Origin of the sequence: Brevundimonas sp. A19_0 (genome assembly GCF_017744255.1) — a bacterium.
Lineage (GTDB): Bacteria > Pseudomonadota > Alphaproteobacteria > Caulobacterales > Caulobacteraceae > Brevundimonas.
In genome coordinates this window covers 75,294-98,822 of the sequence record NZ_JAGHQP010000005.1, presented here as the reverse complement: position 1 = coordinate 98,822, position 23,529 = coordinate 75,294, and the positions used below count along the sequence as shown (strand labels likewise).

The window sequence follows — 23,529 nt, the reverse complement described above, 5'->3', positions numbered from 1 at the left end:
ATGAGACCGAACATCTGCGGACATTGAAGACGGAATTATTCCTTTCTTTCAACGCTCGACCGACCGATAACGAACCTGCCCGAATAGGCTTACGCCGCATGTCGGGTGCGCCAGTCAATCCGGGTTTCCAGACCCGCCCTTCCAGACGGACCGTCCAGATGAACGATGAGGCCGAACTGCCCGCGGGGATGCCCGTCGGCCGGGTAATCGCCATGCCGGCGGACACCAACCCCGAGGGCGACATCTTCGGCGGCTGGCTGCTGGCGCACATGGACCTGTCGGGGGCCACGCCCGCGTTCGAGCGGGCCCAGGGGCGCTGCGTGACCATCGCCCTGGACGGGATGGTGTTCCACAAGCCGGTGTCGGTGGGCGACGAGGTGTCCATCTATGCCGAGATCGTCTCGACCGGACGCAGCTCGATCCGGGTGCGGGTCGAGGCGTGGAAGCGGCCCCGCAACCAGGCCCATGCCCGGTCGGAACGGGTCACCGAGGGCGTCTTCACCTATGTCGCCATCGGCGATGACCTGCGGCCGCGGCCCTTGCCCCCGGTCGCGGTCTGACCCTGGAGGTGGCGTTCGAAGTCCATGCTGTGATGCAGGACGCGGACGATCAGAAGGGGCCGGGGCGTCGGTCGGTAGAAGATGACGTGCGCCTGCTGGCGTATGCGGCGCAGACCCGGCGACAGCTCGTGGGCGCTCTGGCCGAGCAAGGGATTGTCTGCAATCGAGTTCAGACAGGCTTGCAGCTGATCGCGGTAGCGCCGGGCCTGCTCGATGCCAAAGGTGGAAATCGTGTAGTCGGCGATGTCTGCCAGATCGCTGGCGGCGCGGTGGCTGATCCGCAGATCAGCCACGGGAAGCGGCATGCCGTTTCTCTGCGGCAGTCCAGATGTCGTCGAGCGAGGCGTCGCTGACGCCGCTGTCGAGACCTTCGGCAATGGCCTGTTTCAGGGCCGACAGACGGTTCCGGCCTTCCTGATCGCGGCGGATGAGATCGCGAACGTATTCGCTGTCATTGGTGAAGGCGCCACGCGCGACCTCGGCCTTGATCCAGGCGTCCTGGCTGTCGCTCAGGGTGATGGTTTTCCGGACGGTGGCCATGGGATGTCCTCGAAGCTGATCATCATACTATTGGTGCAGGGCGGCCTTCACGCAAGCCGGCGAAGGGGCGCGACACCCGGAAATCTTGACCTTTCGGGGTATCGAGCCTACCTCGACCCCATGGCCATCCGACGTATCCTGACCATCGACAATGCCGCTGATCTGGCGGTTCTGAAGCGCGTGTCCGAGCCGGTCGAGGGGCCGGTCACCGATGAGCTTCGCACCCTGATGGATGACATGCTCGAGACCATGTACGCCGCGCCGGGCATCGGCCTGGCCGCCGTGCAGATCGGCGACCTGCGCCGGGTGATCGTCATGGATCTGGCCGACAAGCCGGACGTGGCCGAGGACGCCGGGGACGCCGACCGCAAGAATCCCCGCTTTTTCGTCAATCCGGAGATCCTGTGGACCTCTGACGAGACGGCTCCGTACGAGGAGGGCTGCCTGTCGGTGCCGGAGTATTTCGACGAGGTCCAGCGCCCGGCCCGCGCCCGTATCCGGTATCTCGACTACAATGGCGAGACCGTCGAGGAAGAGGTCGACGGCCTCTATGCCGTCTGCATCCAGCACGAGATGGACCACCTGAACGGGGTGCTGTTCATCGACCATCTGTCACGGCTGAAGCGCGAGCGGGCTGTGGCCAAGGTCAAGAAGCTCGCCCGGATGGCTGCCTGATGACCCGACGCGCCCCGAAACGCACCCCGAAACGCACCCCCCTGAAGCGCTCGCGGGACCGGATCGTCGATCCCAGCGGACGGCGCCGCCTGACCCGGTCGGAGAAGATCGGCATCGGCAGTGTCGCGACCCTGCTGGCCGTGGGCGCGCTGGGCGTGATCGCGGGCGTCATCATCGACCGGCTGCTGGACTTTGACGACACGCTCGACACCGGTGGCGAGTGGGACGAGGGCGGCGGCGTCTTCACGCGCTGGGATTGATCACACTCCCCGGTCTGCCGCTCCCGTCGGCTCCCCGTCTGGCTCACCCGAGGTAATTTTTCATGCGTCTGGCCTTCATGGGAACGCCCGCGTTCGCCGTGCCCTCGCTGGCCGAACTGGTCGCATCGGGCCATGAGGTGGTGGCGGTCTATTCGCAGCCGCCGAAGCCGCGCGGGCGGGGCATGAAGCTGACCCCCTCCCCCGTCCAGGCGTTCGCCGAGACCCTGGGCCTGCCGGTCTTTACCCCCGAAAGCATGAAGGCGGCCGAGGCCATCGAGACGTTCCGCAGCCTCGATCTGGATGCCGCCTGCGTGGTCGCCTACGGTCAGATCCTGAAGCCCGGGGTGCTGGAGGCGCCGCCGCTGGGCTGTCTGAACCTGCACGGGTCGCTGCTGCCGCGCTGGCGCGGGGCCGCGCCGATCCAGCGGGCGATCATGGCGGGCGACGCCCGGACCGGCGTGCAGATCATGCAGATGTCCGAGGGGCTGGACGAGGGGCCGGTGCTGCTGTCCGAGACGGTGGCGATCAGCCCGCGCGACACGGCGGCCAGCCTGTCGGAGCGGATGGCCCACATCGGGGCGGGCCTGTGGCCCCGGGCGCTGGCGGCGCTGGAACGCGGCGGCGGGCAGCCGGTCGAACAGGTCGGCGAGCCCACCTATGCGAAGAAGATCAGTCCGACCGAGGCGCGCATCAACTGGACCCGGTCAGCGCGCGAAGTGGATGCCCATATCCGCGGCCTGTCGCCCTTCCCCGGGGCCTGGTTCGAGGTCGACAGCGACGAGGGGCCGGTGCGGATCAAGGCGATGATGTCCGGTCTGGCCGATGGGTCGGGCCCGGCGGGCACGGTGCTGGATGACGCCCTGACGATCGCCTGCGGGGATGGCGCGGTGCGACTGGAGCGGGTGCAGCGCCCGGGCAAGGCGGCCCAGAACGCGGAGGAGATGCTGCGCGGTTTCGCCATTCCGGCAGGAACGGTCCTCCCCTCAGGCAGCGAGCCGCCGCGCGGCGAGCGGTAGGGGAGAAACACCATGCCGCGCTACCGGCTGACGGTGGAATACGACGGGTCGGGCTATTGCGGCTTTCAGGCCCAGGCCGATCTGCCGACCGTGCAGGGGACGCTGGAGCGCGCCATTCTGGCCTTCAGCGGAGAAGCCGTCAGGATCGCGGCGGCCGGGCGGACGGACACCGGCGTCCATGCCACGGCCCAGACGGTGCATGTCGACCTGACGCGCGACTGGCCGGCGCAGACGGTCATGAACGCCATGAACGCCCATATGGCGGAGGAGCCGGTGGCGGTGCTGGCATGCCGGCCTGTGTCGGACGACTGGCATGCGCGGTTCTCGGCGACGGGGCGGGGCTATCTGTACCGGATCCTGAACCGCCCGGCCCCGCCGGCGCTGGACCGCGGGCGGGTCTGGCATGTGCGCAAACCCCTGGATGCAGAGGCCATGCAGGCGGCGGCGCAGGCGCTGGTCGGCCTGCACGACTTTACGACCTTCCGGGATGTGAACTGCCAGTCGGCCTCGCCGCTCAAGACCCTGGACGTGGCGCGGGTCACACGGGTCGGCGAGGAGGTGCATCTGGTGTTTGCGGCGCGCAGCTTCCTGCACCGGCAGGTGCGCTCGATGACCGGCACGCTGGTGCAGGTCGGGCTGGACCGCTGGGCCGTCGAGGATGTGGCGCGGGTGCTGGCGGCGCGCGACAGGGCCGCCTGCGGGCCCGTGGCCCCGGCCGAGGGATTGTACCTCGACCGGGTCGACTATGAGGTCGAGGGTTAGTTCTTGGCGTCTTCGGCGCTGTTGGTGACGGCGCCGCCGACCGCTTCGACATCGCGACCGATGCCGGAGATGGTGTTGCAGGCCGAAACGGCGAGGGCCGAGGCGATGAGGGCGAGGGTGATGATCTTGCGCATGGTCAAGCTCCGTTATTGCCAAGCTCAAACGCCGATCTGCACGGCGGGTTGCACGCCCTGGCGATGGTCAAGACAGGCTGTGATCTGCTAGCAGCAGGGGCATGAGTCAAAGCCCCCATACCGCCCGTACAAGCGCCGCCCACCGGCTGGTCCAGACCCTGGTCGCCAACGGCATCGACACCGTCTTCTGCGTGCCCGGCGAAAGCTATCTGGCGGTGCTGGATGCGCTGGCCGATGTGCGTGACCAGATCCGGGTCATCACCTGTCGACACGAGGCGGGCGCCGCCAATATGGCCGAGGCCTATGGCAAGCTGACCGGCAAGCCCGGCGTCTGCATGGTCACGCGCGGGCCGGGCGCGACCCATGCGTCGATTGGCGTGCATACAGCGCATCAGGACTCCACGCCGATGATCCTGTTCGTCGGCCAGATCGCCCTGACCGACCGGGGGCGCGGGGCGTTTCAGGAGGTCGACTATCGCGAGGTGTTCGGCGGGCTGGCCAAATGGGCGACCGAGATCGAGACCCCGGAACGCACCGTCGAAATCGTCGAGCGCGGCATCGCCACGGCGCTGCAGGGGCGGATGGGACCGGTGGTCATCGCCCTGCCCGAGGATATCCTGCATGACGACGGCGGACCGGCGCCCGTCCGACCCGTCACCCCGGCGCGCGCGGCTCTGGACCCCGCCACCCTGCGCGAGATCGAGAGCCGGCTGGCCAAGGCGGAACGGCCGCTGCTGATCGTCGGCGGCTCAGGCTGGACCGACGAGGCGGCCCATGCGCTGGCGGCCTGGTCCGAGGCGCTGGGCCTGCCGATCTCCGGCTCGTTCCGGCGGAAGGACATCATCGCCAACGACCGTCCCAACTATGCGGGCGATCTGGGGCTGGGCTGCAATCCCAAGCTGATGGCGCGGGCCCGTGAGGCCGACCTGATCATCGCCATCGGGGCCCGGCTGGGCGAGAACCCGACCCAGGGCTACACCCTGTTCGACCGCGACCACACGGCCCGGGTGCTGGTGCACATCCATCCGGGGCCCGAGGAGCTGGGCCGCGTCTGGCCGACGCTGACGTCCGCCGTGGCCGACAACAGTCTGGCGGCGCTGGCCCTGTCGCAACTGGAGCCGGGCCGCACCTGGCATGATCAGGGCGAGACCGCCCACAGCGACTTCGAGGCCTTCTCGACCCCGGTCGAGGTGACCGGCGCAGTCAATATGAGCCTGTGCATGAAGCATCTGGGCGAGGTCATGCCCGCCGATGCCATCGTCACCAACGGGGCCGGGAACTTTGCCGCCTGGCTGCATCGCTTCTATCGCCACCGGGCGTGTCGGACCCAGCTGGCGCCGACGTCAGGCGCCATGGGCTATGGCTGGCCGGCAGCGCTGGCGGCCAAGGCCGTCCATCCCGACCGCGAGGTGGTCTGCGTGGCGGGCGACGGCGACTTCATGATGACTGGTCAGGAGATGGCCACCGCCGTCCAGCACGGCCTGAACCCCGTGGTGATCGTGGTCGACAACTCGACCTATGGCACCATCCGCATGCACCAGGAGGGCCATTATCCGGGCGCCGAACGGGTGATCGCCACCGACCTGAAGAACCCCGACTTCGTCAAATGGGCCGAGGCCTTCGGCGCCTTTGGCATCCGTTGCGAGACCACCGAAGATTTCGCCGGCGCCCTGCAGACCGCCCGCGAGACTGCACGGGCCCGTCAGGTTCCGGCACTGGTCCATCTGATCACCTCGGCCGAGGACATTGCGCCGAACCGCACCATCAGCGGGATGCGAAAGGGATAGGATGAGGATCGCGCTCGCCGCATTCGCCTGCCTGATCTCCCCCGCGGGTGGGTGCGCGAGCATTACCGGATCGGTCTTCTCTGACGCGGATCGATGCGCCGCCATCTCAGAGGTTGCGAAGAGCCAGTACGAATTTGGTCTGGATAGACCTCTGCCGCTCTATAGCGAGAGCTACGGAACCACATGCGACTGGGAGAGCCATGGCTTGGCCACGCGTATTATTGGATATGAGGATTTGGACGCATGGGAGGGCTTGTTCGTATTCGAAAAGCCTCGACAGGAAGGCGACGTAATGGTCGTCAGGGCTGTCTATAGCGGTCCTCACCTTTACGCTCGACAATGCAGGGTGCGCCGTGACGGGGAGGGGTGGCGCCTCGTCCGTGAGTGCCCGATTGAGGAATATCGCCATTGATCCACTCAACTGTCCTGATACTCGCCCTGGGCACCGCCGTCGCCCTGTCAGGCTGCGCGACCACCCCCGCCCCCGAGATCCCCTCGAGCGGCGGGACCGGTGACGACTGCGCCGTGATCGCGGCGGTGGCGAAGGAGCACTATGGCTTCAACACCACCGACCGGCTGCCGCCTCCGGTGAAGTTCGATCCGGGCTTTGATCCGCAGTGCGACTGGAGCCACTTTGGTCTGGCGTTCGAGCCCTATGACGAACAGGCCGGCGGCGATCCGCGGGAGCGGCAGAAATGGGTCAGCTTTGGCCGGCCGATCTATGACGGACGCGGCGCGTCGATCCGGAGCGGGATCATGCACGGCCCGCTGGCCGGTATGGGCGTGCGCTGCAGGGTGATCTCGGGCTTTGCCGGCTGGACCGTCGGCGAATGCGAACAGACCTGGGTGTCGTGAGCGTCGTGCCCTGGCCCGTCACCGTCCTGACCATGTTTCCGGAAGCGTTTCCGGGGCCGCTCGGCGTGTCGCTGATCGGCACGGCGTGGCGCGAGCGCGGGCTCTGGAGCCTCGAAACGGTTGACATCCGGGCCTTTAGCGACGATAGGCGCGGCTTCCTGGACGACACCCCTGCGGGTGGCGGCCCCGGAGCTGTGCTGAAGGCCGATGTGGTCGCCCGGGCTCTCGACAGTCTGGATGGCCCCAAACGACCCCTTCTGTACATGAGCGCCCGGGGGCGGCCCCTGACCCAGGCGCGGGTGAAGGACTGGGCCACGGCCGACGGTCTCGTCGTGCTGTGCGGCCGGTTCGAGGGGGTGGACCAGCGGGTGCTTGACGCGCGCGGGTTCGAGGAGGTCGCGGTCGGCGACGCGGTCCTTGCCGGTGGCGAGGCGGCGGCAATGGTGGCGATCGAGGCGTGCGTAAGACTGTTGCCCGGCGTCCTCGGCCAGGCGGCCAGTCTGGAGAGTGAGAGTTTCGAGGACGGGCTTCTGGAGCATCCGCAGTACACGCGACCGCGGACGTTCGAGGGGCACGACATTCCCGAGGTCCTGCTGTCGGGTGACCATCAAAAGGTCGCACGGTGGCGCGAGGAACAGCGGGAGCAGACGACCCGCGAGCGACGGCCCGACCTGTGGGCGGCGTTTGCGGACAAGACCCCCCCGCGAGGCTGATCGTCTCGCCAACTGACAGCTAAAGGGCGCAAAAGCCCGACGGAGAGTGACATGAACATCGTCCAGCAGCTTGCTGCCGAAGAAAAAGCCCGCCTGCTTGAAGCCCGCGAGATCCCGGTTTTCCAGCCCGGCGACACCCTGCGCGTCAATGTGCGGATCAAGGAAGGCGAGCGCGAGCGCGTCCAGGCCTTTGAAGGCGTCTGCATCGCCCGCTCGGGTGGCGGCGTGAACGAGACCTTCACGGTCCGCAAGATCAGCTTCGGCGAGGGCGTGGAACGGAAATTCCCGATCCTGTCCCCGAACATCGAATCCATCGAGGTCAAGCGCCGCGGTATCGTGCGCCGGGCCAAGCTCTATTACCTGCGCGACCGTCGCGGCAAGTCGGCCCGGATCGCCGAGCGCCAGACCGTCCGTCCGACCAAGGGCGTCGCCGTTCCGGAAACCGGCAAGGCCGAGGCCCCGGAAACCGAAGCGTAAGATTGAAGTCCGCAAGGACAGGAAAGGCCCCGGAGCGATCCGGGGCCTTTTTGCTGTCCGGGCCTGACACAATCTGACAGGGCGGGTGCGCGACTTGTTGAACGTCGTCCCGCCTGTACGCCCTATTATCTGATCAGCATCACCAATGACGCCCTGGTCTTTGTCGCTGGCGGCACGGTGCAAAAGTCCGGCAATTTTGCCACCATTACAGTGATCACGGGCAGCAGCCCGGCGACATTGGCCGACACCGGTTTCGCGCGACTGGACATGGCGTACCGGTTCGACTGTCAGGCCGGAACCTACAAGACGCCCCTGTTCGCCGCCTATGACGCCGACGGCAACTTCGTGGGCGCGGTCAACGATGACAGCGAGCCCTGGGAAGCCGTGAATCCGGAGGCCACTGCCGGCGTGATCCTGGCGCTGGCCTGCAACGGCATGGTGCCGGAGGACAGTGAGCTGGCCGGGACACCGCAGGGGATCGTGAGCGACTATCGCGACTTCATTTCGCAACAGTAGGCCTGGGCGATGCGGGAAGGTGACCGAACCTGACGCCGAGCGCCTTCCCCCTGTCGGATTTCGAAAAGCCGGGTTATGAATTCGGCCAGACGCCTGTTCAGGAGATCATCATGCGCCTCGCCATCGCCATTGCTGCCGGTACACTGGCGGCCACCACCCTCGGGATCGCGGGCGCCCACGCCCAGTCGGCTCCGCCCTTTTCGGCCCCCTATTACATCGTTGACGCCGATACCGATGCCCTGACGATCGCCTCGGGCGGTTCGGTGCGCAAGTCGGGCGATACGGCCAGCATCACCATCATCATGGGCGCCACGCCCGACGAGGTGGCCCAGAGCGGTATTGCCCGCCTCGACATGGTCTATGAGTTCAACTGTGCGAACTCGACCTACCGGACCCCGGGCGCCGCCGGCTATGATGTGAGCGGCGGCTTCATGGGCGCGATCGACGACGACTCGCCGTGGGAGGCGGTCGCCGAGAACAGCAACAATGGCACCTTCATGGGTATCGCCTGCAACGGGATCATCCCCGAAGACAGCGAGGTCAACATGGACCCCAATGACGTGATCGCCGCCTATCGCGAGTGGGTGGTCGACCAGTAAGTCACCGACTGGCCAGACAAGGGGCTCCGGTTCGCGCCGGAGCCCTTTTTCGTGGCTGCTGACACCTAGCCCGCCATCGGCTGATCGTTCGGGGGCAGCAGATGATCCTCTCGGTCGCCCGGGTGTGGATCGATCATCTCGAAGCCACTGCGGATCACCTCGCGCACCGGCTCGCCAAGGTCGGGATCGTTGAGCGCGGCCTCCCAGGTATCGACCAGCCAGGCCTCGCCGTTGCGGATCGATCCTTCGAGGGTATCGTCGTCGCGCAGCAGGGCGTGCTTCACGTCCATGAAGGCGCGGTGGGCCTTGCCCAGCAGGGTCCCGCCTTCGTCGGGCGCACCGCCGAGATCTTGCGCAGCGCTTCGCAGCCGATCAACCAGCTCGGTGCGATGATCGGCGCAGCGGCCATAGACGGCGGCTCGCTCGGGATCGCGGCTGTCGCGGGCGGCGTCCCGATAGCCGGCGGCACTGTCGCGGGTTACCTCGATCAGGCGGTTGAGCACGCCGAGGTCGTGCGAAGGATCCTGTGAGATATCCAGTCGGGCCATGGTGACCTCCTGTTTCTGCATCTCTCCCCGCAGGAGAAATGCCGGGACGGCCCCAAGGGTTGCGGCCCCGCAGAGCGATCAGAGGGCGGTGCGGAGCGACCAGAGTTCGGGGAAGCAGCGGCGCTTCAGCGTTTCGGTCAAATAGCCGACGCCATCGGTGCCGCCGGTGCCGGTCTTGCGGCCGATGATGCGCTCGACGGTCACGACGTGCTTGTGCCGCCAGGTGAGCAGGGCGTCGTCGATGTCAACCAGCTTTTCCGCCAGCTGGTAGAGCGGCCAGTAGCGTTCGGGCTCACGATAGACCGCCAGCCAGGCGGCCTCGACCGCCGGATGGGGCGCGTACGGGGCGCTGATGTCGCGCTCCAGCACCTCGGGCGGCAGGTCGAAGCCGGCGCGGGCCAGCTGGTGCAGGGCGTCGTCATAGAGGCTGGGGGCCTCGATCGCCGCCTTGAGCGCGGCATGGGCCTCGGGCCGGTCCTCGTGCCAGGCCAGAAAGCGGGCGTCCTTGAGGCCCAGCATGGCCTCGACCCGGCGGAACTGGTCGCTCTGGAAGCCGGAGCTGGTGCCCAGCACGCCGCGGAAGCGCAGATAGTCGGCCGGCGTCAGGGTGGCCAGGATATCCCAGCTCTGGGTCATGACCGCCTGGATACGGCTGATCCGGGCCATGCTCTTGTAGGCGGGGACCAGATCACCCGCGCGCACCAGAAGCTGGGCCAGCGCCAGCTCGTGCAGGATCTGCTTGAGCCACAGTTCCTTGGTCTGATGGATGATGACGAACAGCATTTCGTCATGCTGGTCCGACAGCGGGTGCTGGCACGCCAGCAGGTCATCCAGCGCCAGATAGCCGGCATAGGTGATGGGGCGGGTCATGCCGCCCTCACGGCTGGCCGAAGCCGAACTCCGAGGCGGTCTCCGGCAGGGCCGCCTGACGCAGCGGGGTCGCGCTGGAGAGGGGCTCCTTGTAGACGAATCCGTAGATCGGATAGACGCTCGAGCCGAGGTCGTTGATCGGGGCGTACCAGACCTTGACCGCGCTCCAGTCCCCGTTGGCCGAGACGTCCACGACGGTGACGTTCTCCTCGATCTTGCCGCGGCTGCCGCCCCAGTTGGCGTGGGTGACGCGGATGACGCGATCGGTCAGAACTTCGGAGACCATGGCGACGTGACCGCGGGTCATGCGGCCGTGGGGCTGGAAGACCAGAACCGCGCCGGTCTCGGGCTGATTGCCGGTGCGGAAGCGCTCGGTCCCCTGACGCCACCAGGTCCAGGCGTCACCGTAGATATCGATGCCGGACGCGAGCCGCGCGAAGGTTACACACTGCCAGTAGACATCCTGGGCCCGTCCGGGAGTGACGGTGATTAGGCTGGTTCCAAGAACAAGGGCAACCAAGAGGGCGGAGACGCGTTTCAGCATGCGGATTGCTCTGCGCTGTTGAGACTGCTTCGGCCTATACGATAGTTTTCGAGCCCTGAAACCCCTCGACAGGGGAATTCGCTGTGGGCGGAAGGGCGCGCTTGTGGCCCGGTCGCCGGGCGCGCAGCCAGCCGCGCGCCGGCTTTTCCACCAGATGGTAGGTGACGGCGGCCACGACCGGCACGCTCAGGACCAGCGCAATCCAGACGGGGAAGGCCAGTCCGGCATCGCCGCTGCCGGTCAGGCGGGCGGCCAGATTGACGGTCACCAGCTTGACCGGAATGCAGACCATATAGACCGAATAGCTGATCTCGCCGAGGTAGACGGCCGGGGCCGAGGCCATGACCCCTGCGCGGCTGTTCGGCAGGGCGGCGAGGCCCAGGATCATCAGGCCGGCCCCCAGAACGATCACGGCGTCGGGCGCGCCGAGGGCAGCGGCCGCCATGAGGCCGAGGGCCGCGACGCCGGCCAGAAGGCCGGGCCGGGTGATCGGGCCGCGACGGTAGATCAGGTACAGGGCGCACCCGTAGGCGAAGCACGGCACGATCCGGAGCGCGCCCCAGCGGATGGTGGCCTGGGTCAGGGGGAAGCCGGCGAGGGCCTCGAACGCCAGATAGATGGCCGGGATGAAGGCAGCGGTCGCGGAGAGGGCGATCCACGGGCGGTGCCGCATGCGCCAGGCGGCCGCGGCAAAGACCGGGAAGGCCAGATAGGCGAACCACTCGGCCGAAATCGACCAGGAGGGGTGGTTGAAGGCGGCCTCGGGCGACAGGCCCCAGGCGTGGACCATGGCCAGGTTGGCGGGAAGCGAGGCCCAGTCGAGCATGTTGGCGTTGAGCGACATGCCGGCGACCGTGGCCGCCAGCCCCAGCGCGATCACGCCGAACAGGGTGAAGAGATGCAGCGGATAGACCCGCGCCAGCCGCGCCCAGAGGAAGCCGCCGTAGTCCGAGCGCTTCGTGCCGAACGCCTCGAGGTAGACGTGGCACAGGATGAAGCCCGACAGGACGAAGAACACCTCGACCCCCAGATAGCCCTTGGCCACGGCATGGGGCAGGACGCCGACATTGAGGTCGGGCCAGAAGGCATAGACGACCACCCATGCCGCCGCGAGGAAACGCAGCGCCGTGAGCGGGCGGATGTCGGCCGGGGCATGGAGGACAGGCGGTGTCGCGGTCATGACCGCAACCCTGCCATACCGTCGATGTGGGAACCGTTAAGAGGCGGGATCGGCCGGCGCGTCGATGACCCGTCCGGACTCGCCGACCGTCTCGATCGCCGAGGTCGAGGCCGCGCAGCCGTTCAGGGTTTCATCCCCGACCTGCAGGCGGGCGGTCAGGGGATAGGTGCGGTCGCTCATGCCGTCCGAACATTCGGTGGCCATCAGGGTCAGGGTCATCGCACCCCCGTCCGGCGTCGTGCCCTGCCAGGTGGCGACGGTGCCCATCACTTCGGGGCCGTCGTGGGTCGCGCGACGCTCGGGCCGGTCGACCCCCGAATAAAGCAGCTCATTGGCGGTGACATCGACGCCCCAGAAGGGCTCGGTGCCGAGCGCGCGGAGCGGCTGGTCCAGATTGACGCCGCCCAGTTCCACGGGAGGGGGAGGCTCCGCCGGGGCCGGCGCCTCGGTCTCGGACGAGCAGGCGGCGAGGGCCAGAACGGCCAGCGAGGACAGGATCAGACGCATCAGACAACTCCCGGACGGATTTGGTCGCCATGCCAACGCGATCCGGTCGCCCGGGTCAAGCACGGCGACGCACTCTCGGTAATCCGCGATTTCCGGTGTAGGGTTAACGCCGTCATGCGAAAGGACCGGTCATGAAGATCCTGCGTATCCTGCTTGTTCTGGCGGTACTGGCCTATGCGGGCTGGCTGGCCTGGCCCTTCCTGTCGCCCTTCCTCGAGGGCGCGGGCATGGACACGGCCGCGACCCGGGCCGGGGCCGAGGCCCAGGTCGGTATGGACCTGCCGGTGATCGCGCTGTGGGTCGGCGCGGTCGTCCTGTACCTGGTGGCCGCAGGCCTGCTGGGATCCGGCAATCCCCGAGCGGCCGTCGCCTATTTCCTCGGCTTCCTGGCCGATGCTGTCCTGCGCCTCGCCATCGACCGCGGCGGCTTCGGAAGCGGCAGCGAAATGGGCGGCAAGGTCGATCCGAATTCGCCGATGGCCCAGTCGACCATCACCGAGGGCGGCCCGGCGGCAGCCCCCGGCGGGCTGGGCGCGGATCTGGGCGTCGACCCGACCTGGCTGGTGCTGGGCGCGCTGGTGCTGCTGGGCATACTGATCGTCGTGGTCAGCCGGACACGACGGCGCAAACGTGTGCCGGGACAGCTTTCGGTCTGAGCCGACCATCCCCACATCGGTCTTGACGGTTGATTCCCGCGACAGGCGCGCTAGAGCGGGGGCCGACCGATCCGGCGCGGCCCTCCCCTGTTCCGCGCCGCGCCCCTGACCCGACCGAGGAACCCCATGGCCCAGGCATCCCAATCCGACACCGCCTATGACGTCGTCATCATCGGTGGAGGCCCGGGGGGCTATAATGCCGCCATCCGCGCCGGGCAGCTGGGGCTGAAGGCCGCCTGCATCGAGATGCGCGACACCCTGGGCGGGACCTGCCTGAATGTCGGCTGCATGCCCTCCAAGGCCCTGCTGCACGCCTCGGAACTGTATGAGGCGGCCGGGCGCGAGTTTGCCGGTCTGGGCATCGAGGTGTCGCCCAAGCTGAACCTCGACCAGATGATGAAGCAGAAGCAGGAGAGCGTGACCGCCCTGACCAAGGGCATCGAATTCCTGTTCAAGAAGAACAAGGTCGACTGGATCAAGGGCCGCGGCCGGCTGAAGGGCAAGGGCGTGGTCGAGGTTGAGGCCGCCGACGGCACGACCACCACCCTGAACACCGCCAATGTGGTGATCGCCACGGGTTCGGAGCCCACCCCCCTGCCCGGCGTGGCCTTCGAAGCCGGGAAGGTGATCGACTCCACCGGGGCGCTGGCGCTCGACAAGGTGCCCGAGAAGCTGATCGTGGTCGGCGCCGGGATCATCGGCCTGGAGCTGGGCTCGGTCTGGCGGCGTCTGGGCGCCGAGGTGACCGTGGTGGAATATCTGGACCGCATCACCCCGGGCGTGGACAGCGATGTCGCCACTGCCTTCCAGCGCGTGCTGACCAAGCAGGGCATGAAGTTCAAGCTGGGCGCCAAGGTCACGGGTGCCAAGACCTCGAAGTCCGGCGTCGAGCTGACGGTGGAACCGGCCAAGGGCGGCGAGGCCGAGACTCTCAAGGGCGATGTGGTGCTGGTCGCCATCGGGCGGCGCCCCTACACCGAAGGTCTGGGCCTGGAAACGGTCGGCCTGTCGACCGACAAGCGCGGCTTCCTCGACAACGACCACTTCAGGACCGGCACCGACGGCATCTGGGTGATCGGCGATGTGACCCACGGCCCGATGCTGGCCCACAAGGCCGAGGAGGACGCGGTCGCGGCCATCGAGACCATCGCCGGCAAGGCCGGGCACGTGGACTACAATCTGGTGCCGGGCGTGGTCTACACCAGCCCGGAAGTGGCCTGGATCGGCCAGACCGAGGACCAGCTGAAGGCCGCGGGCGTCGCCTACAAGGTCGGGAAATTCCCGTTCACCGCCAACAGCCGCGCCAAGATCAACCACGAGACTGATGGCTATGCCAAGGTGCTGGCGGACGCCGAAACCGACAAGGTGCTGGGCGTCCACATCCTGGGCCCGCAGGCCGGTGAGATGATCCACGAGGCCGCCATGTGCATGGCGTTCGGCGGATCGTCGGAGGACATCGCCCGCACCTGTCACGCCCACCCGACCCGCTCGGAAGCCGTCCGTCAGGCGGCCATGGGCGTGGAAGGCTGGACGATGCAGTCCTAGCGAACGGACAGCGGCGGCCTGAGCCCGCTCAGGGTCATGCGTCTGCGGCCGTAATCCAGTTCGACCCGCCGGAAACGGTAGAGGATGTCAGCCCCGATCAGCAGGGCCGGGGCGGCGATCAGGTCCAGCGCCTCAAAGGCGTGCAGATCGGCGAACAACAGGGTCGTGGGGCCGAGGTCGCGATTGGCGATCTCCAGTCCCTGCACCTCGCGTTCGCGGGCGGTCAGGACCTGACCGGTGACGCCATAGACCTCGATATCGCGACCCGGCTGTTGGGCGCGCCCGGCGCTGAGCGCGTCCAGCAAAGCCAGATTACCGATTGAATACTGGGCGCCGGTGTCGATGAAGGCCGACAGGTTCACCCCGCCGGCGCGCGCTGTCGGCAGGATCAGCTGGCCGAACCGCCCGATCTCGGCGCGCACCCCCTCGCGGGTCAGGCGTGACGGCGAGGCAAAGGCGGGACTGCCCTCGAACACATCGGTGCCGGACGGCCGCATCGAGACCCGCCGCCGGGCCAGATCGAGGCTGATCCGGTAGCGCGACAGGACATCCAGCCCCAGCAGGCCATCGGCGGCCAGCAACTCGCGGCTGACCACCGGGCAGATCAGATCATTGATCCTGCGGCCTGCGAAATCGAGGTGCGCCAGCCGCACGGTCGGCAGGACCTCGGCCGAGGTGATGGCGTGGACCAGAACCGGCGGCCCTTCCGGCAGGGCGAGCTCGCGCGCGACCGTATCGGCCAGCACAGTCCGGCCCGCGCCGGTGTCCAGCACCAGCGGATAGCGGCCACGCCTGTTCAGCTCGACCTCGGCCGCCACCCGCGTCAGGATGTTGGTCAGCAGCCGGGGTTCGGGATCCTGCGCCGCGCGTGCGGGACCCGCCAACGCCAGCCCTGCCGCCGACACGATCAGGGTCCGCCGATCCAGACCGGTCACCCTTGCCTCCCTGTGCTCGCCCGATCTGACGCCGGGCTGGCCGGGACCCTACCCCCTCGGGTGGGCGGATGAATAGACACCCATCAGGCGGGCGGCATCGACGGCGGTGTATTTCTGGGTGGTCGACAGGCTGGCGTGGCCCAGCAGGTCCTGCAGGCTGCGCAGGTCCGCTCCAGCGCCCAGCAGGTGGGTGGCGAAGCTGTGGCGGAGCGCGTGGGGCGTGGTGCTCTCGGGCAGGCCGAGGCGGCGGCGCAGGGTCTGGACGGCCGCCTGCACCTGACGGGGGCTGAGCTTGCCGCCGCGTCGGGCGAGGAACAGGGCGCGGTCGGGGCCCTCGGTCCATGGCCGAAGATGACGATAGGCGGCGACGGCCTCGGCTACCGGGGGCAGGACGGGCACGATGCGGGTCTTGGACCCCTTGCCGGTGATGCGCAGGGTCTCGCCCAGGGGGACATCGGCATCAGTCAGGCCGAGGGCCTCGGAAATCCGCAGTCCACAGCCGTACAGCAGCATCAGCACAGCCCGGTCGCGGGCGGCCTCCCACGGCGGGATTTCGGGATCGTCACCGGTGGCCGTCATCAGGTCGAGCGCCTGATCGACCTTGAGCGCGCGTGGCAGGGTGGCCTTGATGCGGGGGCCCCGGACGAGGGCCAGCTCGGGCGCCTCAACCCCCAGGCGGCGCTCCAGAAAGCCGTGAAAGGCGCGGATGGCCGACAGGGCCTGACTGAGCGAGCGGCCTGACAGGGGATGCGGACCTGATCGGCGCTCGGCCAGATGGGCGCGCAGGTCCGAGGCACGAACCCGTCCCAGATCTGCAATGCGAACCTCTCCACCGAAATGGCCGGACAGGAAGGCCAGATAGCGCCGCCCGGCATGGCCATAGGCCTCCAGCGTGCGGGGCGACAGGCGGCGCTCGTGCGCGAGATGGTGCAGCCAGGCGTCGAGGGCCGCCCCGGCGGGCGCGGTCAGCTGAGGATCGGCCATCGCTCGGCCATGCGCTCGATCACCCGGGTCAGGAAGGCCGCCAGTTCGCAGCCCATGTCGGGGGTGAAGCCCTCGGGATCGGGCGAGCCGAAGGCGCAGAGCGCCGGACGCGCCGCCCCGTTCGGTCCGACGTGCGGGGCCATGCGGACAAGGGCGATCGAGCGGACCTCGTCCTCGGCGGCCCCGAACAGGCCCAGTCCCTGGCCGCCCATGCCCAGCCGGTGCAGGCCATTGCGGCCCAGCAGGCCGTCGACGCCGCCGGGCTCGAGCGCGCGCCAGCCGAAGGGGATGCCGCCGGGCTTTTCGAGAACGATCGAGGCACCGGCCAGTCCGAAGCGGGCCTGGGCCGCGGCATCCAGACGGCGCGCCAGATCGGAGGGGTTGCGGGCCTCCATCAGGTCGAGGACGGCGACGTGGGTCTGGGCCTGGGCGGCGAAATTGGCGCGGGCGACGGCCTCAATTGCCTTGCGGGCCCCGGCCTCGCGCGCGGCGACGGCCTCGACCCGCGACAGGGCGGCCGCGCCGAAGTCCACGACATTGGGGCCATGCGGGCGCAGACCCAGTTCCTGCAGCAGGGCGCGATCGCCCGCCACGGTTTCGGCATGCCCCTGCAGCCAGGCGCGGACCTCGGGCCAGCGCAGGCCCTCGTCATCGGCAGCGTCGTCGAACAGGTCGGCGGTCTCGGTCACGGTCGGCCCCGGTTGGCGCGCCGGCCGGGCAAGGCGACGCGCCGTCTTACAGAATGCTCTGGCCGGTCTTGCCCCAGTCGGCCAGGAAGGCATCAAGCCCCTTGTCGGTTAACGGGTGCTTGACCAGCGCCTTGAAGGTGTCGGCCGGCAGGGTCGCCGCATCGGCCCCCGCAAGCGCCGCCGCCGAGACGTGGCGGGGGTTGCGCAGCGAGGCGGCCAGCACCTCGGTCTCGAATCCGTGGATGTCATAGAGGGTGCGGATTTCCTCGAGCAGGCCGATGCCGTCGGCGCCGTGGTCCTCAAGGCGACCCACGAAGGGCGAGATGAAGCTGGCGCCGGCCTTGGCCGCCAGCATGGCCTGGGCCGCCGAGAAGCAGAGGGTCACATTGGTGCGGATGCCCTTGTCCGCAAAGGCCCGCGTGGCGCGGAGGCCATCCCAGGTCAGCGGCAGTTTGACCACCACATTGGAGGCGATGCCGGCCAGCTTCTCACCCTCCTTGACCATGGTCTCGAAGTCGGTCGCGACGGCCTCGGCCGAAATGGGCCCCTCGACGAGGGCGCAAATCTCGGCAATGACCTCAGCGATGTTGCGACCCGACTTTGCGATCAGGGACGGATTGGTGGTGACGCCATCGACCATGCCCGTGGGCAGCATGTCCTTGATGACGGCGACGTCGGCGGTATCGAGAAACAGTTTCATGTGGGCGGTTCTAGACCAGTGGGTCGGGCGGTGAAAGTCGCCTCGGTCCTGATTCCCCTGCCGGTCGACGAGGCCTTTGACTATGTCGTGCCCGACGACATGGCCGTGGCGCGCGGCCAGCTGGTGACCGTGCCGCTGGGGCCGCGCCGGATCACGGGCGTGGTGTCCGAGGTCCGGGAGGTTCCGGCCACCAACCGGCGGCTGAAGCCGGTGGCAGGCGTGCTGGACCTGTCGCCCCTGCCCCCGGCGACGCTGGACTTTCTGGAGTGGGCCGCGCGCTGGACCCTGTCGCCGCCCGGCGAGATGGCGGCCCTGGCGCTGAAGGCCCTGCGGCATGCGCCGCCGAAGCCGCCCATGCAGTTGATCCGCGTGGCCGGAAAGGCGCCCGTGCGGCTGACCCCCTCGCGGGCGGCCGTGCTGCAGGCGCTCGACGACGGGCCGGCGGTGTCCAGCGCCGCGGAACTGGGCCGCATGGCCGGCGTATCGGCCGGGGTGGTCAAGGGATTGGTGGACGAGGGGGTGATCACGGTCCGGCCGGCGGAGCGCGCGGCCCCCTTCCCCGCCCCCGACCCGCACCATGCCCCGGTCAGTCTGAACCCGGATCAGGCCGAGGCCTCGCGGCAGATCGGCGAGGCGGCGGTGGCCGGACAGTTCGCCGCCTTCCTGCTGGACGGGGTGACGGGCTCGGGCAAGACCGAGGCCTATCTGGAAGCCGTGGGACAGTTGCTGGAGGTCCAGCCTGACGCCCAGGTGCTGATCCTGCTGCCCGAGATCGCCCTGACCCAGGCGGTGATTTCGCGGATCGCCGCGCGGTTCGGGGCGGCGCCGGCGGAATGGCATTCAGGTCTGACGGGACCGCGACGGCGACAGGTCTGGGATGCAGTGGCCGCAGGCGATTGCCGGATCGTGGTGGGTGCGCGCTCGGCCCTGTTCCTGCCGTTTCCGAACCTGCGGCTGCTGGTCGTCGATGAGGAGCACGACGCCTCGTACAAGCAGGAAGACGGCCTGATCTATCAGGGGCGGGATCTGGCCGTGGCGCGGGCCCGGTTCGAGAGCGCCGCCGTGGTGCTGGCCTCGGCCACGCCGTCGCTGGAGACCCTCGGCAATGCGCGACAGGGGCGGTACCGCGAACTGAGGCTGACGGCGCGACACGGAACGGCGGTGCTGCCCGACATCGCGCTCGTGGACCTGCGCGCCGATCCGCCCGAGCCGCAGACCTGGCTGAGCCCGCCCTTGCGCACCGCCATGGCCGAAACACTGGAGCGGGGCGAGCAGACCCTGCTGTTCTTGAACCGGCGGGGCTATGCGCCGGTGGTGCTGTGCCGGGCCTGCGGACACCGGATGACGGCGCCGGACACGGATTCCTGGCTGGTCGAACACCGCTATACCGGGCGGCTGGTCTGTCACCTGACCGGCTTTTCCATGCCCAAGCCCGAGACCTGTCCGTCGTGCGGAGCGAAGGACAGTCTGGTGCCGGTCGGCCCCGGGGTCGAACGTGTCGAGGAGGAGGTCCGCAGCCTGTTCCCCGACGCGCGTACGGCCATCTTCTCGTCCGACACCACGCCGGACGGGCGGTCGGCCCGCGAACTGGTCGAGGCGATGGAGCGGGGCGAGATCGACATTCTGGTGGCCACCCAGGCGGCGGCCAAGGGGCACAACTTTCCCAACCTCACCCTCGTCGGTGTGGTCGATGCCGATCTGGGGCTGAGAGGCGGTGACCTGCGCGCCGCCGAGCGCACCTTCCAGCTGCTGATGCAGGCCACGGGCCGGGCCGGACGGGCCGAGCGGCCGGGCCGCGCCCTGCTGCAGACCTGGACGCCCGAGCATCCGGTGCTGCAGGCGCTGGCGGCGGGGGACCGGGACAGCTTCCTTGCGACCGAATCCGAAGAGCGCCGGATGGCCGCCCTGCCCCCGTTCGGGCGGCTGGCGGCGCTGATCCTGTCGGGCGACAAGGCGGATGCCGTCGAAAAGGCCGCCCAGCTGCTGGCCGGAGCCATCCCCAATGCCGAGCGGCTGGAGGTCTATGGCCCGGCCGATGCGCCGCTGGCGCTGGTGCGGGGTCGCCGCCGGAAGCGCCTGCTGGTCCGGGCCGACCGGGATGTCGACATCCAGGCCTTTCTCAGAGCGTGGCTGTCGCGCGTGAAACTGCCGTCCTCGGTGAGGCTGGCGGTCGACGTCGACCCCTACAGCTTCCTCTAGCTCTTGCGGTCCGCCTCGGCGGCGGCACGGGCCTCGGCAACGACGGCGCGCTGTTCGGCAGCGGTCGCCTCGGCCCGGGCGCGGGCGGCATCCTCGGCCGCAGAGCGTTTGGCCTCGGAGCCCCGCGACAGCATGTTCAGCGCCTCGACCCCGGCCGAGAAGGCCATGGCCGCATAGATGTAGCCCTTGGGCACATGGAAGCCGAAGCCGTCGGCGATCAGCACCATGCCGATCATCAGCAGGAAGCCCAGCGCCAGCATAACGACCGTCGGGTTCTTGTTGATGAAGTTGGCCAGCGGATCGGCGGCCAGCAGCATGACGGTGACCGCCACCAGCACGGCCACGACCATGATGGGCAGGTGCTCGGTCATGCCGACCGCGGTCAGGATGGAGTCGATCGAGAAGACCAGGTCCAGCAGGATGATCTGGAAGATGGCGGCGCCGGCGTTCGAGATGACGACGTCCTTGGCGTTGCCCTTCTTGTCCAGCATGTCGTGGCTGGGGGCCGGGTCAACCGTGTGGTGGATTTCCTTGGTCGCCTTCCACATCAGGAACAGGCCGCCCGCGATCAGGATGAGGTCCTTCCACGAGAACTCATTGCCGAACACCGTGATGACCGGCTGAACCAGACCGACCAGCCAGGCGATGATCGACAGCAGGCCCAGTCGCATGACCAGGGCCAGACCGATGCCGATCCGGCGCACGCGCGACCGCTGATGTTCGGGCAGCTTGTTCGACAGGATCGAGATGAAGATCAGATTGTCGATCCCCAGCACCACCTCCATGACGATCAGGGTCACGAGGGCCGCCCAGGCCGCAGGGTCCGAGAGAAGGGGCGTAATGCTGTCGAGCATGAACAAGATCCGGTTGATGGGTACAGGCGATCTATAGAGGCTCGCCCGGCTGCGACAAGGCGTCAGTGTGTGGCGCACCGCCTCGGTTGCGGGGGGGAAAGGCCCGTGCTATCAGGCGCCCGGCTGAACCGGGACCTCTGTCGAAAGACGGGGCCCCGTTGTGCTTTCTTCAAGCATTTCGAGCCTTTGATCGGGGTGATCCGTCACCGCCGGTTGCGACCCAAACGCTTTTTGATCGCGGACCTTGACGAGTGGCTGACGATTTCAGGACTACGACTGTCGGCGCACGCTACGCGCAGGCCCTTTTTGACCTCGCTGACGAAGGTCAGGCGCTGGATGCCGTTCGCGCCGACCTGAAGTCGCTGCGCAAGGCCTGGGGCGAGAGCGCGGACCTGCGCCGCCTGGCCACATCGCCGGTGATCAGCGATGAAGACCAGGTCAAGGGCCTGACCGCCATCGCCGACAAGGCCGGCTTCAACGGCCTGACCCGCAAATTCCTCGGCCTGCTGGCCCAGAACGGCCGCTCGGCTGACCTGACGGCCGTGATCGCGGGCTTCGACAAACTGTATGCCATCCGCACCGGACTGGTGTCGGCCGAGGTCGTTTCGGCCGCGCCGCTGGACGCGGCCCAGATGAACGCCATCAAGGCCTCGCTGCGCAAGGCGCTCGGCAAGGACCCCGAACTTGAAGCCCGCGTCGATCCGTCGCTGCTGGGCGGACTGAAGGTCAAGGTGGGCTCGCGTCTGTACGACGCCTCGCTGAAGACCAAGCTGGACCAGATGAAATTCGCCCTCAAGCGGGCCGGATAGGCCGAACAGCCCACCGCCCCGCCTACTGATTGCCCGCCCCTCACGACTGAACGCTAAGCCAAGAAGAGCCCCCCAATGGACATCCGCGCCGCCGAGATTTCGGCCATCCTCAAGTCGCAGATCGCCGCTTTCGGCGTGGAAGCCGATGTTTCGGACGTCGGCCAGGTGCTGTCGGTCGGTGACGGCATCGCCCGCATCCACGGTCTGGACAATGTCCAGGCCGGCGAGATGATCGAATTCCCCAAGGCCGGCGTGAAGGGCATGGCCCTGAACCTGGAAGTCGACAACGTCGGCGCGGTTATCTTCGGCCAGGACAATGAAATCGCCGAGGGCGACGAGGTTCGCCGCCTGGGCGAGATCGTGGACGTGCCGGTCGGCAAGGGTCTGCTGGGCCGCGTCGTGAACCCGCTGGGCGAGCCGATCGACGGCAAGGGCCCGATCCAGTTCACCGAGCGTCGCCGCGTGGACGTGAAGGCCCCGGGCATCATCCCCCGCAAGTCGGTGCACGAGCCGATGCAGACCGGCCTCAAGGCCATCGACACCCTGATCCCGGTCGGCCGTGGCCAGCGCGAGCTGATCATCGGTGACCGTCAGGTCGGCAAGACCGCGGTGGCCGTCGACACCATCCTCAACCAGAAGAACGTCAACGCCAACGCGGCGTCGGAAGGCGAGAAGCTCTACTGCATCTACGTCGCCATCGGCCAGAAGCGTTCGACCGTCGCCCAGATCGTGAAGACGCTCGAGGAGCGCGGCGCCCTGGACTACACCATCGTCGTGGCCGCCACGGCGTCCGAGCCGGCCCCGCTGCAGTTCCTGGCGCCGTTCGCCGGTACCGCCATGGGCGAGTTCTTCCGCGACAACGGCATGCACGCCCTGATCGTTTACGATGACCTGTCGAAGCAGGCCGTCGCCTATCGCCAGATGTCGCTGCTGCTGCGCCGTCCGCCGGGCCGTGAAGCCTATCCGGGCGACGTCTTCTATCTGCACAGCCGCCTGCTGGAGCGTTCGGCCAAGCTGAACGGCGACTACGGCTCGGGCTCGATGACCGCCCTGCCGATCATCGAAACCCAGGCGAACGACGTGTCGGCCTACATCCCGACGAACGTGATCTCCATCACCGATGGCCAGATCTTCCTGGAATCGGACCTGTTCTACCAGGGCATCCGCCCGGCCGTGAACGTCGGCATCTCGGTGTCGCGCGTGGGCTCCTCGGCCCAGATCAAGGCGATGAAGCAGGTGGCCGGGTCCATCAAGGGCGAGCTGGCCCAGTACCGGGAAATGGCGGCCTTCGCCAAGTTCGGTTCGGACCTCGACGCCTCGACCCAGAAGCTGCTGGCCCGCGGTGCGCGCCTGACCGAGCTGCTGAAGCAGCCGCAATACTCGCCGCTGGCGGTCGAGGAGCAGGTCGTCTCCATCTATGCCGGTACGCGCGGCTATCTGGACGGTATCGCCGTGTCGGACGTCGGTCGCTTCGAGCGCGAGCTGCTGGCGCGCATGCATTCCAAGCACGCCGGCATTCTGGACGCCATCCGCACCAAGAAGGCCCTGTCGCCGGAGCTGGAAGCCGAACTGAAGGACGCCATCGAATCCTTCGCCAAGACCTTCGCCTGATCGC

At 68.2% G+C, this 23,529-nt stretch carries 29 protein-coding genes; 16 read left to right on the top strand and 13 right to left on the bottom strand.

What is annotated here, in order from left to right; genetic code table 11:
• The first annotated feature begins 158 nt into the window (after window positions 1–158).
• The gene (locus J7346_RS07245) at window positions 159–560 is read left to right on the top strand and encodes an acyl-CoA thioesterase (RefSeq protein WP_209119213.1); all 402 of its coding nucleotides are present in this window, start codon (window positions 159–161) and stop codon (window positions 558–560) included.
• Here the strand turns inward: J7346_RS07245 and J7346_RS07240 are convergent.
• Both J7346_RS07240 and J7346_RS07235 read right to left on the bottom strand, forming a co-directional pair.
• Complete coding sequence (locus J7346_RS07240) at window positions 503–865, bottom strand: type II toxin-antitoxin system RelE/ParE family toxin (protein ID WP_209119212.1); 363 nt, start codon at window positions 863–865, stop codon at window positions 503–505. The two genes, J7346_RS07245 and J7346_RS07240, sit on opposite strands and share 58 nt — an antisense overlap.
• A complete protein-coding gene (locus tag J7346_RS07235) occupies window positions 846–1,100 on the bottom strand; it encodes a type II toxin-antitoxin system ParD family antitoxin (protein WP_209119210.1) in 255 nt (84 codons plus the stop codon). Before J7346_RS07235 ends, J7346_RS07240 begins: the two co-directional genes overlap by 20 nt.
• Window positions 1,101–1,220: 120 nt before the next feature.
• On the opposite strand from J7346_RS07235, the gene def reads away from it, so the two are divergent.
• The 4 genes from def to truA all read left to right on the top strand — a co-directional run bounded on the left by def (window position 1,221) and on the right by truA (window position 3,813).
• On the top strand, window positions 1,221–1,775 hold the full coding sequence (def, locus tag J7346_RS07230; RefSeq protein ID WP_209119208.1) for a peptide deformylase: 555 nt from the start codon (window positions 1,221–1,223) through the stop codon (window positions 1,773–1,775).
• Window positions 1,775–2,035: a hypothetical protein gene (locus J7346_RS07225; protein ID WP_245157708.1), complete on the top strand. Its 261-nt coding sequence runs from the start codon at window positions 1,775–1,777 to the stop codon at window positions 2,033–2,035. Before def ends, J7346_RS07225 begins: the two co-directional genes overlap by 1 nt.
• A gap of 62 nt (window positions 2,036–2,097) precedes the next feature.
• Window positions 2,098–3,051, top strand: a complete 954-nt coding sequence (fmt, locus tag J7346_RS07220) for a methionyl-tRNA formyltransferase (protein ID WP_209119206.1) — start codon at window positions 2,098–2,100, stop codon at window positions 3,049–3,051.
• A 12-nt stretch (window positions 3,052–3,063) separates the two neighbouring features.
• Entirely contained in the window at window positions 3,064–3,813 is a 750-nt protein-coding gene (truA, locus tag J7346_RS07215) for a tRNA pseudouridine(38-40) synthase TruA (protein WP_209119205.1), read from the top strand.
• Here the strand turns inward: truA and J7346_RS07210 are convergent.
• Window positions 3,810–3,947: an entericidin A/B family lipoprotein gene (locus tag J7346_RS07210; RefSeq protein ID WP_209119203.1), complete on the bottom strand. Its 138-nt coding sequence runs from the start codon at window positions 3,945–3,947 to the stop codon at window positions 3,810–3,812. The genes truA and J7346_RS07210 overlap by 4 nt on opposite strands.
• A gap of 101 nt (window positions 3,948–4,048) precedes the next feature.
• On the opposite strand from J7346_RS07210, the gene J7346_RS07205 reads away from it, so the two are divergent.
• The 6 genes from J7346_RS07205 to J7346_RS07180 all read left to right on the top strand — a co-directional run bounded on the left by J7346_RS07205 (window position 4,049) and on the right by J7346_RS07180 (window position 8,894).
• On the top strand, window positions 4,049–5,734 hold the full coding sequence (locus tag J7346_RS07205) for a thiamine pyrophosphate-binding protein (RefSeq protein ID WP_209119201.1): 1,686 nt from the start codon (window positions 4,049–4,051) through the stop codon (window positions 5,732–5,734).
• 408 nt (window positions 5,735–6,142) lie between these two features.
• Complete coding sequence (locus tag J7346_RS07200; RefSeq protein WP_209119199.1) at window positions 6,143–6,589, top strand: hypothetical protein; 447 nt, start codon at window positions 6,143–6,145, stop codon at window positions 6,587–6,589.
• Between the two features lie 5 nt (window positions 6,590–6,594).
• Window positions 6,595–7,302, top strand: a complete 708-nt coding sequence (gene trmD, locus J7346_RS07195; protein ID WP_209119291.1) for a tRNA (guanosine(37)-N1)-methyltransferase TrmD — start codon at window positions 6,595–6,597, stop codon at window positions 7,300–7,302.
• Window positions 7,303–7,353: 51 nt separating this feature from the next.
• Window positions 7,354–7,779 (top strand): 50S ribosomal protein L19, encoded by a 426-nt coding sequence (gene rplS / locus J7346_RS07190; RefSeq protein ID WP_209119197.1) that lies wholly within the window; start codon window positions 7,354–7,356, stop codon window positions 7,777–7,779.
• 63 nt (window positions 7,780–7,842) lie between these two features.
• The gene (locus tag J7346_RS07185) at window positions 7,843–8,295 is read left to right on the top strand and encodes a surface-adhesin E family protein (RefSeq protein WP_348521473.1); all 453 of its coding nucleotides are present in this window, start codon (window positions 7,843–7,845) and stop codon (window positions 8,293–8,295) included.
• Window positions 8,296–8,405: 110 nt separating this feature from the next.
• Window positions 8,406–8,894 (top strand): surface-adhesin E family protein, encoded by a 489-nt coding sequence (locus J7346_RS07180; RefSeq protein WP_209119193.1) that lies wholly within the window; start codon window positions 8,406–8,408, stop codon window positions 8,892–8,894.
• A 65-nt stretch (window positions 8,895–8,959) separates the two neighbouring features.
• On the opposite strand, the gene J7346_RS07175 is transcribed toward J7346_RS07180, so the two are convergent.
• The 5 genes from J7346_RS07175 to J7346_RS07155 all read right to left on the bottom strand — a co-directional run bounded on the left by J7346_RS07175 (window position 8,960) and on the right by J7346_RS07155 (window position 12,543).
• On the bottom strand, window positions 8,960–9,442 hold the full coding sequence (locus tag J7346_RS07175; protein ID WP_209119191.1) for a PA2169 family four-helix-bundle protein: 483 nt from the start codon (window positions 9,440–9,442) through the stop codon (window positions 8,960–8,962).
• Window positions 9,443–9,520: 78 nt separating this feature from the next.
• Window positions 9,521–10,312 carry a tryptophan 2,3-dioxygenase gene (locus tag J7346_RS07170; protein ID WP_209119190.1) on the bottom strand — a complete coding sequence of 264 codons (792 nt, stop codon included), beginning with the start codon at window positions 10,310–10,312 and terminating at the stop codon, window positions 9,521–9,523.
• A gap of 7 nt (window positions 10,313–10,319) precedes the next feature.
• A complete protein-coding gene (locus J7346_RS07165; protein WP_209119188.1) occupies window positions 10,320–10,856 on the bottom strand; it encodes a CHAP domain-containing protein in 537 nt (178 codons plus the stop codon).
• Window positions 10,857–10,890: 34 nt separating this feature from the next.
• Entirely contained in the window at window positions 10,891–12,036 is a 1,146-nt protein-coding gene (locus J7346_RS07160; protein WP_209119186.1) for an acyltransferase, read from the bottom strand.
• 36 nt (window positions 12,037–12,072) lie between these two features.
• The gene (locus tag J7346_RS07155) at window positions 12,073–12,543 is read right to left on the bottom strand and encodes a hypothetical protein (protein ID WP_209119184.1); all 471 of its coding nucleotides are present in this window, start codon (window positions 12,541–12,543) and stop codon (window positions 12,073–12,075) included.
• Between the two features lie 131 nt (window positions 12,544–12,674).
• Between J7346_RS07155 and J7346_RS07150 the strand changes: the two genes are divergently transcribed.
• Together J7346_RS07150 and lpdA are read left to right on the top strand one after the other, a co-directional pair.
• The gene (locus tag J7346_RS07150) at window positions 12,675–13,199 is read left to right on the top strand and encodes a hypothetical protein (RefSeq protein WP_209119182.1); all 525 of its coding nucleotides are present in this window, start codon (window positions 12,675–12,677) and stop codon (window positions 13,197–13,199) included.
• A gap of 126 nt (window positions 13,200–13,325) precedes the next feature.
• Window positions 13,326–14,744 carry a dihydrolipoyl dehydrogenase gene (gene lpdA, locus J7346_RS07145; protein ID WP_209119180.1) on the top strand — a complete coding sequence of 473 codons (1,419 nt, stop codon included), beginning with the start codon at window positions 13,326–13,328 and terminating at the stop codon, window positions 14,742–14,744.
• On the opposite strand, the gene J7346_RS07140 is transcribed toward lpdA, so the two are convergent.
• The 4 genes from J7346_RS07140 to fsa are packed head-to-tail and all read right to left on the bottom strand — an operon-like array spanning window position 14,741 to window position 18,052.
• The gene (locus J7346_RS07140; protein ID WP_209119178.1) at window positions 14,741–15,679 is read right to left on the bottom strand and encodes a retroviral-like aspartic protease family protein; all 939 of its coding nucleotides are present in this window, start codon (window positions 15,677–15,679) and stop codon (window positions 14,741–14,743) included. The genes lpdA and J7346_RS07140 overlap by 4 nt on opposite strands.
• 48 nt (window positions 15,680–15,727) lie before the next feature.
• Window positions 15,728–16,663: a tyrosine recombinase XerC gene (locus tag J7346_RS07135; protein ID WP_209119176.1), complete on the bottom strand. Its 936-nt coding sequence runs from the start codon at window positions 16,661–16,663 to the stop codon at window positions 15,728–15,730.
• The gene (locus tag J7346_RS07130; RefSeq protein WP_348521469.1) at window positions 16,645–17,352 is read right to left on the bottom strand and encodes a DUF484 family protein; all 708 of its coding nucleotides are present in this window, start codon (window positions 17,350–17,352) and stop codon (window positions 16,645–16,647) included. Before J7346_RS07130 ends, J7346_RS07135 begins: the two co-directional genes overlap by 19 nt.
• Before the next feature lie 46 nt (window positions 17,353–17,398).
• The gene (fsa, locus tag J7346_RS07125; RefSeq protein ID WP_209119173.1) at window positions 17,399–18,052 is read right to left on the bottom strand and encodes a fructose-6-phosphate aldolase; all 654 of its coding nucleotides are present in this window, start codon (window positions 18,050–18,052) and stop codon (window positions 17,399–17,401) included.
• A gap of 30 nt (window positions 18,053–18,082) precedes the next feature.
• Here fsa and J7346_RS07120 point away from each other — a divergent pair, with 30 nt between their 5' ends.
• Entirely contained in the window at window positions 18,083–20,251 is a 2,169-nt protein-coding gene (locus J7346_RS07120; RefSeq protein ID WP_209119172.1) for a primosomal protein N', read from the top strand.
• Here the strand turns inward: J7346_RS07120 and J7346_RS07115 are convergent.
• On the bottom strand, window positions 20,248–21,105 hold the full coding sequence (locus tag J7346_RS07115; RefSeq protein WP_209119170.1) for a TerC family protein: 858 nt from the start codon (window positions 21,103–21,105) through the stop codon (window positions 20,248–20,250). The two genes, J7346_RS07120 and J7346_RS07115, sit on opposite strands and share 4 nt — an antisense overlap.
• 251 nt (window positions 21,106–21,356) lie before the next feature.
• Here J7346_RS07115 and J7346_RS07110 point away from each other — a divergent pair, with 251 nt between their 5' ends.
• Together J7346_RS07110 and atpA are read left to right on the top strand one after the other, a co-directional pair.
• Window positions 21,357–21,914 carry a F0F1 ATP synthase subunit delta gene (locus J7346_RS07110; protein WP_209119168.1) on the top strand — a complete coding sequence of 186 codons (558 nt, stop codon included), beginning with the start codon at window positions 21,357–21,359 and terminating at the stop codon, window positions 21,912–21,914.
• A 75-nt stretch (window positions 21,915–21,989) separates the two neighbouring features.
• Window positions 21,990–23,525: a F0F1 ATP synthase subunit alpha gene (atpA, locus tag J7346_RS07105; RefSeq protein ID WP_209119166.1), complete on the top strand. Its 1,536-nt coding sequence runs from the start codon at window positions 21,990–21,992 to the stop codon at window positions 23,523–23,525.
• Window positions 23,526–23,529 lie beyond the last annotated feature (4 nt).

Bases quoted from the DNA above. Each gene is read 5' to 3' on its own strand.
- J7346_RS07245 (WP_209119213.1), top strand. From the start codon at position 159: ATGAACGATGAGGCCGAACTGCCCGCGGGGATGCCCGTCGGCCGGGTA.
- J7346_RS07240 (WP_209119212.1), bottom strand. From the start codon at position 865: ATGCCGCTTCCCGTGGCTGATCTGCGGATCAGCCACCGCGCCGCCAGC.
- J7346_RS07235 (WP_209119210.1), bottom strand. From the start codon at position 1,100: ATGGCCACCGTCCGGAAAACCATCACCCTGAGCGACAGCCAGGACGCC.
- def (WP_209119208.1), top strand. From the start codon at position 1,221: ATGGCCATCCGACGTATCCTGACCATCGACAATGCCGCTGATCTGGCG.
- J7346_RS07225 (WP_245157708.1), top strand. From the start codon at position 1,775: ATGACCCGACGCGCCCCGAAACGCACCCCGAAACGCACCCCCCTGAAG.
- fmt (WP_209119206.1), top strand. From the start codon at position 2,098: ATGCGTCTGGCCTTCATGGGAACGCCCGCGTTCGCCGTGCCCTCGCTG.
- truA (WP_209119205.1), top strand. From the start codon at position 3,064: ATGCCGCGCTACCGGCTGACGGTGGAATACGACGGGTCGGGCTATTGC.
- J7346_RS07210 (WP_209119203.1), bottom strand. From the start codon at position 3,947: ATGCGCAAGATCATCACCCTCGCCCTCATCGCCTCGGCCCTCGCCGTT.
- J7346_RS07205 (WP_209119201.1), top strand. From the start codon at position 4,049: ATGAGTCAAAGCCCCCATACCGCCCGTACAAGCGCCGCCCACCGGCTG.
- rplS (WP_209119197.1), top strand. From the start codon at position 7,354: ATGAACATCGTCCAGCAGCTTGCTGCCGAAGAAAAAGCCCGCCTGCTT.
- J7346_RS07180 (WP_209119193.1), top strand. From the start codon at position 8,406: ATGCGCCTCGCCATCGCCATTGCTGCCGGTACACTGGCGGCCACCACC.
- J7346_RS07175 (WP_209119191.1), bottom strand. From the start codon at position 9,442: ATGGCCCGACTGGATATCTCACAGGATCCTTCGCACGACCTCGGCGTG.
- J7346_RS07170 (WP_209119190.1), bottom strand. From the start codon at position 10,312: ATGACCCGCCCCATCACCTATGCCGGCTATCTGGCGCTGGATGACCTG.
- J7346_RS07165 (WP_209119188.1), bottom strand. From the start codon at position 10,856: ATGCTGAAACGCGTCTCCGCCCTCTTGGTTGCCCTTGTTCTTGGAACC.
- J7346_RS07160 (WP_209119186.1), bottom strand. From the start codon at position 12,036: ATGACCGCGACACCGCCTGTCCTCCATGCCCCGGCCGACATCCGCCCG.
- J7346_RS07155 (WP_209119184.1), bottom strand. From the start codon at position 12,543: ATGCGTCTGATCCTGTCCTCGCTGGCCGTTCTGGCCCTCGCCGCCTGC.
- J7346_RS07150 (WP_209119182.1), top strand. From the start codon at position 12,675: ATGAAGATCCTGCGTATCCTGCTTGTTCTGGCGGTACTGGCCTATGCG.
- lpdA (WP_209119180.1), top strand. From the start codon at position 13,326: ATGGCCCAGGCATCCCAATCCGACACCGCCTATGACGTCGTCATCATC.
- J7346_RS07135 (WP_209119176.1), bottom strand. From the start codon at position 16,663: ATGGCCGATCCTCAGCTGACCGCGCCCGCCGGGGCGGCCCTCGACGCC.
- fsa (WP_209119173.1), bottom strand. From the start codon at position 18,052: ATGAAACTGTTTCTCGATACCGCCGACGTCGCCGTCATCAAGGACATG.
- J7346_RS07115 (WP_209119170.1), bottom strand. From the start codon at position 21,105: ATGCTCGACAGCATTACGCCCCTTCTCTCGGACCCTGCGGCCTGGGCG.
- atpA (WP_209119166.1), top strand. From the start codon at position 21,990: ATGGACATCCGCGCCGCCGAGATTTCGGCCATCCTCAAGTCGCAGATC.